At 50.9% G+C, this 11,899-nt stretch carries 19 protein-coding genes; 11 read left to right on the top strand and 8 right to left on the bottom strand.

What is annotated here, in order from left to right:
• Positions 1 to 11 precede the first annotated feature (11 nt).
• The 11 genes from KSX81_RS03120 (at position 12) to KSX81_RS03070 (ending at position 7,941) form a co-directional block, all read left to right on the top strand.
• Entirely contained in the window at positions 12 to 395 is a 384-nt protein-coding gene (locus KSX81_RS03120) for a DUF3876 domain-containing protein (RefSeq protein ID WP_217726230.1), read from the top strand.
• A gap of 26 nt (positions 396 to 421) precedes the next feature.
• The gene (locus KSX81_RS03115; RefSeq protein WP_221661811.1) at positions 422 to 1,051 is read left to right on the top strand and encodes a DUF4141 domain-containing protein; all 630 of its coding nucleotides are present in this window, start codon (positions 422 to 424) and stop codon (positions 1,049 to 1,051) included.
• A 3-nt stretch (positions 1,052 to 1,054) separates the two neighbouring features.
• Positions 1,055 to 2,059: a conjugative transposon protein TraJ gene (gene traJ, locus KSX81_RS03110; protein WP_005867729.1), complete on the top strand. Its 1,005-nt coding sequence runs from the start codon at positions 1,055 to 1,057 to the stop codon at positions 2,057 to 2,059.
• A 31-nt stretch (positions 2,060 to 2,090) separates the two neighbouring features.
• Positions 2,091 to 2,714 (top strand): conjugative transposon protein TraK, encoded by a 624-nt coding sequence (traK, locus tag KSX81_RS03105; protein ID WP_004308925.1) that lies wholly within the window; start codon positions 2,091 to 2,093, stop codon positions 2,712 to 2,714.
• Between the two features lie 5 nt (positions 2,715 to 2,719).
• Entirely contained in the window at positions 2,720 to 3,028 is a 309-nt protein-coding gene (locus tag KSX81_RS03100; protein WP_149963359.1) for a TraL conjugative transposon family protein, read from the top strand.
• The gene (traM, locus tag KSX81_RS03095) at positions 3,009 to 4,364 is read left to right on the top strand and encodes a conjugative transposon protein TraM (protein ID WP_332058224.1); all 1,356 of its coding nucleotides are present in this window, start codon (positions 3,009 to 3,011) and stop codon (positions 4,362 to 4,364) included. The genes KSX81_RS03100 and traM overlap by 20 nt, the downstream gene beginning before the upstream one ends.
• Positions 4,365 to 4,433: 69 nt before the next feature.
• Entirely contained in the window at positions 4,434 to 5,420 is a 987-nt protein-coding gene (gene traN / locus KSX81_RS03090; RefSeq protein WP_217725781.1) for a conjugative transposon protein TraN, read from the top strand.
• A 10-nt stretch (positions 5,421 to 5,430) separates the two neighbouring features.
• A complete protein-coding gene (locus KSX81_RS03085) occupies positions 5,431 to 6,006 on the top strand; it encodes a conjugal transfer protein TraO (protein ID WP_217725780.1) in 576 nt (191 codons plus the stop codon).
• Between the two features lie 7 nt (positions 6,007 to 6,013).
• A complete protein-coding gene (locus KSX81_RS03080) occupies positions 6,014 to 6,892 on the top strand; it encodes a toprim domain-containing protein (protein ID WP_217725779.1) in 879 nt (292 codons plus the stop codon).
• Between the two features lie 18 nt (positions 6,893 to 6,910).
• Positions 6,911 to 7,417 carry a DUF3872 domain-containing protein gene (locus KSX81_RS03075; RefSeq protein WP_217725778.1) on the top strand — a complete coding sequence of 169 codons (507 nt, stop codon included), beginning with the start codon at positions 6,911 to 6,913 and terminating at the stop codon, positions 7,415 to 7,417.
• Positions 7,414 to 7,941, top strand: coding sequence for a glycoside hydrolase family protein (locus KSX81_RS03070; RefSeq protein WP_122271798.1), 528 nt, complete (start codon positions 7,414 to 7,416; stop codon positions 7,939 to 7,941). The genes KSX81_RS03075 and KSX81_RS03070 overlap by 4 nt, the downstream gene beginning before the upstream one ends.
• Positions 7,942 to 8,013: 72 nt before the next feature.
• Here KSX81_RS03070 and KSX81_RS03065 read toward each other — a convergent pair whose 3' ends face one another.
• From KSX81_RS03065 to KSX81_RS03030, 8 genes are all read right to left on the bottom strand, one after another.
• A complete protein-coding gene (locus KSX81_RS03065; protein WP_122271815.1) occupies positions 8,014 to 8,649 on the bottom strand; it encodes a hypothetical protein in 636 nt (211 codons plus the stop codon).
• A gap of 164 nt (positions 8,650 to 8,813) precedes the next feature.
• Entirely contained in the window at positions 8,814 to 9,122 is a 309-nt protein-coding gene (locus tag KSX81_RS03060) for a hypothetical protein (protein WP_072546548.1), read from the bottom strand.
• Between the two features lie 52 nt (positions 9,123 to 9,174).
• A complete protein-coding gene (locus KSX81_RS03055; protein WP_122271797.1) occupies positions 9,175 to 9,480 on the bottom strand; it encodes a DUF6956 domain-containing protein in 306 nt (101 codons plus the stop codon).
• Positions 9,420 to 9,650 carry a DUF3873 domain-containing protein gene (locus KSX81_RS03050; RefSeq protein ID WP_122271796.1) on the bottom strand — a complete coding sequence of 77 codons (231 nt, stop codon included), beginning with the start codon at positions 9,648 to 9,650 and terminating at the stop codon, positions 9,420 to 9,422. Before KSX81_RS03050 ends, KSX81_RS03055 begins: the two co-directional genes overlap by 61 nt.
• Positions 9,651 to 9,669: 19 nt before the next feature.
• Complete coding sequence (locus tag KSX81_RS03045) at positions 9,670 to 9,927, bottom strand: hypothetical protein (protein ID WP_122271795.1); 258 nt, start codon at positions 9,925 to 9,927, stop codon at positions 9,670 to 9,672.
• Between the two features lie 24 nt (positions 9,928 to 9,951).
• Positions 9,952 to 11,235 (bottom strand): PcfJ domain-containing protein, encoded by a 1,284-nt coding sequence (locus KSX81_RS03040; RefSeq protein WP_217725777.1) that lies wholly within the window; start codon positions 11,233 to 11,235, stop codon positions 9,952 to 9,954.
• A complete protein-coding gene (locus KSX81_RS03035) occupies positions 11,232 to 11,660 on the bottom strand; it encodes a PcfK-like family protein (protein WP_122271793.1) in 429 nt (142 codons plus the stop codon). The genes KSX81_RS03040 and KSX81_RS03035 overlap by 4 nt, the downstream gene beginning before the upstream one ends.
• Before the next feature lie 16 nt (positions 11,661 to 11,676).
• Entirely contained in the window at positions 11,677 to 11,892 is a 216-nt protein-coding gene (locus KSX81_RS03030) for a hypothetical protein (protein ID WP_122271792.1), read from the bottom strand.
• Positions 11,893 to 11,899: the final 7 nt, after the last annotated feature.

The following is an 11,899-nucleotide window of genomic DNA, read 5'->3' as shown; positions in this document are numbered from 1 at the left end:
AGAAAATGCGTATGAGTATATCAAGAACGAAAATGCTGCAAGTCAGCAAGTGTTTAATCGGGCTGGCAGTCATGATGCTGCAATCCTGCGAAACCGTGGACAACCGCCGCGACCTGCTTTGCGGGAACTGGGAAAGCGTAGAAGGCAAGCCCGACGTACTTATCTACAAGGAGGGTGAAGCCTACAAGGTGACGGTATTCAAGCGGAGCGGCATCCGCCGCAAACTGAAGCCGGAAACCTATCTCTTGCAGGAGGAGAACGGCAACCTGTTCATGAGCACCGGCTTCCGTATCGACGTGTCCTACAACGAAGCGACGGACATCCTGACCTTCTCGCCGAACGGGGACTACGTGCGTGTGAACCCGAAACCGGACCATCCGATAAGCGAGCAATAACGATAACCACTAAAATCCAAAGTAACATGAGAACAAGAATAACATTTATTATCTGCCTGTGCCTGTTTGCAGTCGGCAGGGCAAGCGCACAGTGGGCGGTGATAGACCCGTCCAACATCGCGCAGAGCATCGTGAACACCTCGAAGAACGTGGTACACACTTCCACGACCGCCCAGAATATGATAAAGAATTTTCAAGAGACTGTGAAAATTTACGAGCAGGGCAAGAAGTATTACGACGCACTGAAATCCGTGAACAATCTGGTAAAAGACGCCCGGAAAGTGCAGCAAACCATCCTGATGGTGGGTGACATCACCGACACCTATGTGACCAGCTTCCAGAGGATGATGCATGACGACAACTTCACGGTGGAGGAACTGGGAGCCATCGCCTTCGGCTACACCAAGCTGTTGGAGGAATCCAACGATGTGCTGACGGAACTGAGGAACGTGGTGAACATCACCACGCTCTCCATGACGGATAAAGAGCGCATGGATGTGGTGGAACGCTGCTACTCCAAGATGAAGCGTTACCGCAACCTCGTGAGCTACTACACCAACAAGAACATCAGCGTGAGCTACCTGCGGGCAAAAAAGAAGAACGACCTCGACCGCATCATGGGGCTGTACGGGAACATGAACGAAAGATACTGGTAGCCTATGAATTTCGACAACCTTCACCAGATTCTGCGCTCGCTCTACGAGCAGATGATGCCGCTATGCGGGGACATGGCGGGCGTGGCGAAAGGCATCGCCGGGCTGGGCGCATTGTTCTACGTCGCCTACCGGGTGTGGCAGTCGCTGGCGAGAGCCGAACCGATAGACGTGTTCCCCATGCTGCGCCCGTTTGCGATAGGCTTATGTATCATGTTCTTCCCGACGGTGGTATTAGGTACGATAAACAGCATCATGTCGCCCGTCGTGCAAGGCACGGCAAAGATGCTGGAGGCGGAAACGCTGGACATGAACCGATACCGTGAGCAGAAGGACAAACTGGAATACGAGGCGATGATGCGCAACCCCGAAACCGCCTACCTTGTGTCGAACGAGGAGTTTGACAAACAGCTGGAGGAACTGGGCTGGTCACCCGGTGACATGGTGACGATGGCGGGAATGTATATCGAGCGTGGAATGTACAACATGAAGAAAGGCATCCGCGATTTCTTCCGCGAGATACTGGAACTGATGTTCCAAGCCGCTGCCCTCGTGATAGACACCATCCGCACCTTTTTTCTCGTGGTGCTGGCGATACTCGGTCCGATAGCCTTCGCCATATCGGTATGGGACGGTTTTCAAAGTACACTCACACAGTGGATATGCCGCTACATACAGGTTTATCTGTGGCTGCCCGTGTCGGATATGTTCAGCACCATACTGGCGAAGATTCAGGTGCTGATGCTGCAAAGCGACATCGAGCGTATGCAGGCTGACCCGAACTTCTCGCTGGATTCGAGCGACGGTGTGTATATCGTCTTCATGATCATAGGAATCATCGGCTACTTCACCATTCCAACGGTGGCAGGCTGGATTATCCAAGCCGGAGGCATGGGAAGCTACGGCCGCAACGTGAACCAGACGGCGGGACGAGCCGGAAGCATGGCGGGCAGCGTGGCGGGTGCAGCCGCAGGCAACATGGTCGGACGTGCCGGGAAACTGCTGAAATAATCAACTGACAATTAAAAACGAATAAAAAACAATGGAATTTAAGTCACTCAAAAACATCGAATCATCGTTCAGGCAGATACGCCTGTTCGGTATCGTCTTCCTCTCGTTGTGCGCCGTGATAACGGTATGGAGCGTGTGGAGTTCCTACCGCTTCGCAGAGCGGCAACGGGAAAAGATTTACGTGCTGGACAACGGCAAGTCGCTGATGCTGGCTCTCTCGCAGGACTTGTCGCAGAACCGTCCGGCGGAGGCAAGGGAACACGTGCGTCGTTTCCACGAGCTGTTCTTCACGCTCTCGCCCGAAAAGAGCGCGATAGAGCATAACGTGAAACGCGCCCTGCTATTAGCGGACAAAAGTGTGTACAACTACTATTCGGACTTCGCCGAGAAAGGGTACTACAACCGCATCATCGCCGGGAACATCAACCAAGTGCTGAAGGTGGACAGCGTGGTATGCGACTTCAACGGTTATCCCTACCGTGCCGTGACCTACGCCACACAGAAGATCATCCGGCAAAGCAACGTCACCGAGCGCAGCCTCGTGACAACGTGCCGCCTCTTGAACTCGTCCCGTTCGGACGACAATCCCAACGGTTTCACCATCGAGGGATTCACCATCATCGAGAACAAGGATTTACAAACCATCAAAAGGTAACGGACATGAAGAAAATCAGGAAATCATTTTGGCGTGCGTACTGGAAGCTCCACGACAAAAAGAAAATGCTGGTGGCAAGGCTCAAAGGCTATCTGGACGGTTTGCCCCCGAAGACACGCAAACGCATCGTGCTGGCAATGCTCGCTGCCTTCGCGGTGCTTGCCCTCTACACCTTCGGAAAAGCCGTCTATGACATCGGCAGGAATGACGGCAGCCGGATAGTAACAGACCATGCCGGACAGGTGGAACTGTCCGTAAAGCCGGACAACAATCATAATGTAATACCTTATTTATATGGAACAGACGAAGAATGAACCTAAAAATGAGAACAAGGCGGCTCCCGACAACGGGAAACCGAAGAAAGAGCGCAAGCCGCTGACCGAAGCCCAAAGGCTGAAACGTCAGAAAATGATAGTGCTGCCCGCTATGGTGCTGGTATTCATCGGGGCTATGTGGCTGATATTCGCCCCGTCTTCCGACAAGGAGCAGCAACCGGGAACGGGTGGTTACAACATCGAAATGCCCGACGCTGACAAGGCGAACCGCCAGATCATCGGCGACAAGGCGAAAGCATACGAGCAGGGGGCGATGGAGGAACGGCAGGAGAACCGCAACCGCACCATGCAGGAACTGGGCGATATGTTCGACCGAGAGGTGGCGGAAGCGGACGGCGGCAGGGACTTCGACCTTGCCAATCCCGGAAATGCGGAAGATGCAACAGCAACATCATCCGCTCCGAAAACCATCCAATCCTCCGCAGCCGCCTACCGCGACCTCAATGCCACGCTCGGCAACTTCTACGAGCAGCCGAAGAACGACAACGCGGAAATGGACGAACTGTTGGAGCGCATCGCCTCGCTGGAATCGGAATTGGAAAGCGAGAAGGGCAAGTCGTCCGCTATGGATGACCAAGTGGCACTTATGGAGAAGTCCTATGAACTGGCGGCGAAGTACATGGGCGGACAGAACGGCACACAGCCACCTGTCGGACAGGCGGCAGAGCCTTACCCTGTGCAGAAAACCGGAAAGAACACGGCTGCACCTGTCAGGCAGGTGGCGCATCAGGTTGTATCCTCGCTCTCACAGCCGATGAGCAACGCCGAGTTTGTCGCCTCTTTCTCGCAGGAGCGTAACCGCAGTTTCAATACGGCGGTGGGGGTCACGACCGTATCGGACAAAAATACCATTTCGGCGTGCATCTATGGGGCGCAGAGTGTGACGGACGGGCAAGTTGTCAAACTCCGGCTGCTGGAGCCAATGGCGGTGGCGGACAAAATTATCCCCCGTAATGCGGTGGTGGTAGGCATGGCAAAGATTCAGGGCGAACGGCTTGATATTGAAATTACTTCGCTGGAGTACGCAGGTACGATCATACCGGTGGAACTGGCGGTGTATGACACGGATGGACAACGCGGCATCTTCATTCCCAACTCGATGGAGATGAATGCCGTCAGGGAGGTTGCCGCCAACATGGGCGGCTCGCTGGGCAGCAGCATCAATATATCCACCAACGCCGGGGCGCAGCTCGCCTCCGACTTGGGCAAGGGGCTGATACAAGGCACGAGCCAGTATATCGCCAAGAAGATGCGTACCGTCAAGGTGCATCTGAAAGCCGGATACAAGGTCATGCTTTATCAGGACAGAGATTGAAAACAATAACAATCAACGACTAACAGAAACAACAACCAAATTTTATTTACCACTAAAATCCAAAGTAGAATGAAAAAAGTAATCATCATGTTTGCCCTCGCTATGGGCATCGTAACTGCCAACGCGCAGGAGAACGTAACCGTTGGAGAGAACAACGGAAGTGAACAACCGACCTTGACAAAGGAGGTCTATCCGCAGAAGGAGGCGGACGGCGACCTGTATCACGGGCTGACAAAGAAGCTGACCTTTGACCGCATGGTTCCTCCGCACGGCTTGGAAGTGACCTACGACAAGACCGTCCACGTCATTTTCCCCTCGGAGGTTCGTTACGTCGATTTAGGTTCGCCCGACCTGATTGCGGGCAAAGCCGACGGAGCGGAGAACGTCATCCGCGTGAAGGCTACCGTGAGGAACTTCCCGAACGAAACCAATATGTCCGTGATAACGGAGGACGGGAGTTTCTATACCTTCAACGTGAAATATGCCTCCGAACCGTTGCTGCTCAATGTGGAGATGTGCGACTTCATCCATGACGGCGAGAAGGTGAACCGCCCGAATAATGCGCAGGAAATCTATCTGAAGGAACTGGGCAGCGAAAGCCCGATGCTGGTGCGCCTTATCATGAAGTCCATCCTGGGGCAGAATAAGCGCGAGGTGAAGCACATCGGCTGCAAGCGATTCGGCATCCAGTATCTGCTGAAAGGTATCTACACGCATAATGGTTTGCTCTATTTCCACACGGAGATAAAGAACCAGAGCAACGTGCCTTTCGATGTGGACTACATCACATGGAAAATCGTGGACAAGAAGGTGGCGAAGCGTACCGCCGTGCAGGAGCAGATCATCCTGCCGCTCCGTGCGCAGAATTACGCCACACTCGTGCCTGGCAAGAAGAGTGAACGCACGGTATTCACGATGGCGAAATTCACCATCCCCGACGACAAGTGCCTCGTGGTGGAACTCAACGAGAAGAACGGAGGTCGTCACCAGTCTTTCGTGATTGAGAACGAGGACTTGGTACGCGCCAATACCATCAATGAGCTGTCTGTTAAATAAGTCGCTGACCATGAGAAAGTACATCGCAATAATCATAGCGTCGCTTGCCCTGTTCATGGGGCAGGCGCACGCCCAGCGATGCCTGCCGAAGATGCAGGGCATCGAGGTCAGGGCGAACATGGCGGACGGTTTCAATCCCGGCGGCAACGACGGCGGGTACAGTTTCGGGGCGGCTCTCTCCACCTACACGAAAAAGGGGAACAAATGGGTGTTCGGCGGCGAATATCTGTTGAAGAACAACCCTTACAAGGACGGAAAGATACCCGTGGCGCAGTTCACGGCGGAGGGCGGCTACTACCTCAAGATACTCTCCGATGCCCGTAAAATCGTGTTCGTCTATGCAGGTGCTTCGGCTCTTGCCGGATATGAATCGGTGAACTGGGGCGAAAAGGTGCTGTATGACGGCTCCACGCTTCATGACAGGGACGCCTTCATCTACGGCGGTGCGCTGACACTCGATGTGGAGTTTTACGTGGCTGACTGGATCGCCCTGCTCGCCAACCTCCGGGAGCGTTGCCTGTGGGGTGGCGACACGAGGAAGTTTCATACGCAGTTCGGGGTCGGTATCAAGTTCATCATCAACTGACACGGACATGGAACGGACGGAAATAGACATCATCAGACAAATGCCCATTGCGGTTTTTCTCGCACGGCTGGGGCATGAGCCTGTCAGAAGGAGCGGTAACGAGCTGTGGTATATCGCCCCATATAGGGGCGAGCGCACGCCCTCTTTCCGTGTGAACGTGGCGAAACAGCTCTGGTACGACTTCGGTCTGGGCAAAGGTGGCGACATCTTTACGCTTGCCGGAGAGTTTGCCCGAAACGGTGACTTCATGGAACAAGTGAAATTCATAGCGGGAACCGCCAATATACCTATGCCTGTTCCCGAAGTGAGCAAACCGACTTTACTGCCTAAACCGTCAGAACCTGCCTTTGAGGGAGTGGAAGCCGTCCCGCTGTTTCGTTCTCCACTGACGGACTATCTGGCGGAACGGGGCATTCCTTACGCTGTCGCATCACGTTACTGCTGCCGACTGAATTACGGAGTGCGTGGCAAACGATATTTTGCAGTCGGTTTTCCGAACGTGGCAGGCGGATATGAAATCCGCAGCCGTTTCTTCAAAGGATGCGTGCCTCCGAAAGATGTGTCGCTGGTCAAGGCGGAAGGCTCTCCGGCTGACGTGTGCAGCGTTTTTGAAGGCTTCATGGACTTTCTTTCTGCTGCCACGCTCGGATTGGAAAAGGGAGACTGCCTCGTATTGAACTCTGTTGCCAACGTGGAAAAGGCAATGAGGTATCTGGACGGCTACGGGTGCATAGACTGTTATCTCGACCATGACGCAGCCGGACGGCGCACGTTGAAAACGCTGAAAGGACATTATGGAGAACGTGTCTATGACCGTTCCGCTCTCTATGACGGTTGCAAGGACTTGAATGAGTATCTGCAACTGACAACCAAAAAAGAACAATAACTTAAAAATCAAATGACAATGAACATACTGAACAACAAAAACAAGAGAATATCAATCTTCAAGACGTTGGCACTCTGCCTATTCGCTGCCGTGTCGCTCACGCTCGTGTCGTGTGACGACGACATGGACATACAGCAATCCTATCCCTTCACGGTGGAAACCATGCCCGTGCCGAACAAGGTGACAAAGGGGCAGACAGTTGAAATCCGCTGTGAGTTGAAAAAAACGGGCGATTACGCCAACACCCTCTATACCATCCGATATTTCCAGTTCGAGGGAGAAGGCACGTTGAAAATGGACAACGGCATCACGTTTCTGCCCAACGACCGCTATCTGCTCGAAAACGAGAAGTTCCGGCTGTACTACACGGCGGAGGGTGACGAGGCGCACAACTTCATTGTAGTGGTGGAGGATAATTTCAGCAATTCCTACGAGCTGGAATTTGATTTCAACAACCGTAACGTGAAGGATGACGGGGTTATCACAGTTGTCCCCATCGGAAACTTCAAGCCCCTTACACGATGATGCGTGTATTCATGACTATCCTCTGTTCGCTTCTGGTGGTCTGTTCCGTGTCCGCACAGGACAGCCACCATGAAGGGACGGACAGGCAGGCGGCTATCTACCAGCTGCCACCATTTGAGAGGGCTATGCGCTGTACCAAATACTTTGAGGGGTGGCACTCGGAGAAACATCACCCATATGTGGGATATGGGCATAAGTTGTTACCGGGTGAAAGATATTCGGCACGCACCATGACGAAGCGGCAGGCGGACGCGCTTCTGCGAAAAGACCTGCGGAAGTTCTGCGCGATGTTTCGGCAGTTCGGGAAAGATAGTCTGCTCCTTGCCACGCTCGCCTACAATGTCGGTCCATATCGACTTTTGGGTAGCGGAAAGATTCCCAAAAGCACGCTGATCCGAAAGTTGGAGGCGGGCGACAGGAACATCTATCGGGAGTATATCGCTTTCTGCAACTACAAGGGGAAACGGCACGCCATGCTGCTCAAACGGAGAAAGGCGGAGTTTGCACTGTTGTATGTACCATGAATAATAAGTACCTGACAAAAGAAAATCCGATGAAGCCGCAACTTCATCGGATTTTCTAATATATTGCTGCTATCAGATAGTTTGAGATGGCAGTTCTTTTATATAAACTACATTATATTCTTTGCCTTTCTTTATGTCAGTTATCTCAAATTTTGTTCCTCTTTCAAATTCCACTTGATATTCAGGATAGGGACAATCCTCTCCATGATTATATATTTTATATATTTCATGAGCTTTTGTTTGACCTTCCGGTAAAGGCTCAATTATCCATTTTATAGAATGAGCATTATCAAAATCATCTATTGATGTCGTAAAAAAGCCATTTACGGTAAAAATATCTCCAATCCTATTATAACCACGCATAAAACCATCATTGGCATATAACACAGGGTGAGTATTTTTAGGAGCTTTTCTTAATGCACTATCTAAGTTTTGGATTAAAACTTCTGTTAAGGCATTCAATTTACGCCTATTATACAGAGGTTCTTGTATGAACCGAGAACTACCAAAGCCTTCAAGGATGACGATACTTAATGCTTCTAAATCAGTCAAATTATATTCTTTATAATGTATTTTATTGACCTCTTTCAGATGTTGCATCGCTTTTATATGAGAATTCAACAACTCAACATCTCCTCCTCGTTTATATGCAGATGGATTGTGCTGATATATTGTTTCTACAATTAGTTGTAAATCTTCTATATTCATATTGATATACAAAAAAATAACAATGCAAAATTAGCCTTTTCTGGCTAATTTTACATATTCAAATAAGAATTTTATCGAAGATTGGAACAAAGGTTTCTTTGCTACTTTCTTTGTCCGCCATCATGCTCACTGAAAGAAAGTAGGCGGCTTTCGCCGCCCATCGTTCAAAAACGGGTGTAAAGCCCCGTCACCATCGTGAACATTTCCTCCAGCATATCGCAATATATCCCCTCGTGCGTTTCGATGTCCTTCGTCCTGCACTCGAATGTCTTTTTGCTGAACGTCCTGCGGTAGAAACGCATATTGTAGAGGTCTGCTCCTCCGTCATAGATGATGTCAAGTCGGTTGGCACTCGTCTTGTTCCTCGCAAGGCTCATGCGTAAACCGTTACCCATGTCTATGAAGTCTTTGCTTCCTGTCATGGCGGCAAAGCGTCTGCCACCTATCTGCTCCAAAATTGTCTTTGCTATCATATTCGTTGTTTTTAGGTGTTATGGTGTGGCGGTGCGGACACCGCCACACCGTTCAAAATTCTGTTTTCTCGGTTATGGGTGTGTATCTTTCCAGCCACTCTTTCAGACATTCCATGTTATACTCGCTCGTTATGACTGCCGTATGGCTGTCAATGGCGGTAAACCTGCTGCTTTCATAATTGTCTATCCACCCCTTCAGGGTATCAACTCCCCATGCTTCGGCATCATCAAACATTCCGTCCAATGCCGTGATAGACTCGCTGAACTTGACTATCAGCGTTTGGTAGGCAACTTCGTTCATCGCTTGTCCTCCTTTCTTTCCTTTGCCGTCAGCCACTTGTCCCGTGTGGCTCGGCACTCGTCCAACGTGGGTTTCACACAAGAGAATAATTCCCCATCCGTGTGGCGGTAGTCGTATTGCACAAGTGTCCGCTTGCGTCTGCCGATACCCGTTTGGAACTTCTCGTATTTCTCTGTCCCTGCTTTCGTGCAAGTGCTTACTCCGTTGATGGTCATTCGTGGACTCATAATCGTTGCTTTTAGATGGTTAGAAATGTACTGACAAAACTCTGTTCTGCATCACCATTTCGGGGTCGCTTGTATAGCGTTGGTGCAGGTAGAAATGGTGTGAGCCGAAGCCGTAATGAAAATACTTGTCAAGTTCGTTCTTTTCGGCGAAGTCCTTGACACTTGCCCTTAACTGCTCCTCACTCATTGCAAGAGTGAGGAGGTTCATAAACTCAAGGAACATCGTGGGGATTTTATCGTCCCACAAACAAACCATGCTTTCAAATCTTACTTCCATATTATTCTGTATTATAGGTTGATATTATGCTGCGTTCATCCGCTGACGGATAAGTTCGGTATTGTCCTCCACAAGCCGGATGATGCGGTCGTGGTACTCGGTATTGGAATTGCATACCCCTCTGCTCTGTACCACTTTCAGCGTTTTCAGTGACACTTCTATCGTTTCAATCCGTTTGCCGTCAATGGTGGCGGATAGGATAAGGGAGTTTGCCTTGTTGTGATAACCACCCACGCAATGGTGCATCATCCGCCCTTCCTCCACCATTTCCTTCACGCTCTCTATGACCTTGATGCAGATAAGGCTGTCGGAGAACACAAGCCCGAAGAAAATGCCTTTGGCTTTCAGATAGTTTTTCTCGTCCTCAATCGCCTTTTGCCGTTGCTGTTCCGTCCGCTCACGCTCCCTTTGCAGGTTGCGCTTTGCCACCAACTTGTCGTGTTCCACTTTGAGGTCGGCAGGGCAGACGTATTTCGGGCTGTTCGTGTCCTTGCCGAAATGTCGCAGGAGGTCTATGGTGTCGCACCACATGGAGCCGTCCGAAATAGTGTAGCCGTTGCGGATGCAAATCTTGACGGATGCCCAATACCGTCCCATGTCAAAGGAACTGCGGATATAGTGGCGCAACATGGCGTATTGCCCTGCCTTCAAGAGTGTTTCGGCTCGGCTGTCGGAAAGGATAGCCGTGAAAAGGTCATACGGCAGTGTGTTGTGGTAGTCCCCCTTGAAGCCGTTGCGTTTCAGTTCGGGGATGAAACGCTGTCGGGGATAGGTGCATACGGGGGCAATATCGTATGCTTGGAGGTTGTTTTGCTTGCGTACCTCCATGTCGCTGTATTCAGACCATTGGTCATAATACAACATTGACATACCACGCAGTCGGGCAACGGTCGTTGTCTTTCCATCGGGTGAAATCCACCTCTGCACCACTTCATAAATGGAATACTTGGCTGCTTGCCCTGCCTTGTATCGGGACTTGACGAAGAAGAAGCGTATCACTTGGTACTGCTTGCTGGTCGTGACAATGGAGAAGTATTCGTTCTCGCTGAAAACGCTCTTTCGGGTGCGCAACGCTTCCAACTGCATACCGCAATGGGGGCAGGTACATCCGCAAAGGGTGTCCGCAAGGTCGTGGTCGCTCTTCCACGAATGTCCGCACTCGGTACAGATGTTCGTGCCGTCCGCTCTCTTGATTGCGTAATGCTTGAAGCAATGACGGAAAGCGTATGCCTTTTGCGTGGCGGTCAATCTCGATAGTCGCTTGCTCAGATGTGCGACTTCCTGCTGTATGTGTGTTCTCGGTTTCATAAGCCTAAATCAAATAATGAGGGTTGTTGTACTTCTTGGGTGGTCGCTTTGGTGGCGGTTCTCGGCTTGTTGCGGTTCTGCAACTTGCGGAGTTCCTCGTCTTGGTATTGTCGGATAGCGTTCTGCCGTGCTTCCGCCTTTTCCTCTGCGGTGAGTTCCACCACATGGTTCACGGCTATCTGACACTGGATAGGCTTGCCCACCTCTATCTCGTTCTCGTCATAGTAGTGTACGGCTTGTCCGTATATCTCCCCGTCCGTGAAGCCGTTGCAACCACTTTTCTGCACATAGTTCAGAATGTAGGTCACACAATCGTCTATGTTCTTGGCAGGGTTGCGGTAGTTCTTGGCAAAGAGCGCATCTTCCGCTGCACGTTGCTCCAAATACATCTGTATCGTTCTCTTGAAATGGTCTGTCGTTTTCATATCGCTGTCGGTAAGATTAAAGGGTGAATAACCAAAGGATGAAGCCGAAGAAGACGATTGTGGAAAGGATAGCCACTATTATGCCTATCGCCACTCGGAACACTCCGTTTACTATCTCTCTGACGATGCCCCAAAGGATGCCGAATACCCAAAGGACGGTGCGCATGATTAAGTTGCATATTGCAAGCCCTATGTATTGTACCATTTGTCTGAAGTCTGCCGTTGCTGTCATATCCTCG

This window comes from Bacteroides sp. MSK.18.37 (assembly GCF_019129155.2).
Classification (GTDB): Bacteria; Bacteroidota; Bacteroidia; order Bacteroidales; family Bacteroidaceae; genus Bacteroides; species Bacteroides ovatus.
Note: the sequence above shows the minus strand (reverse complement) of the source record. Positions and strands in the feature narration are given on the sequence as shown.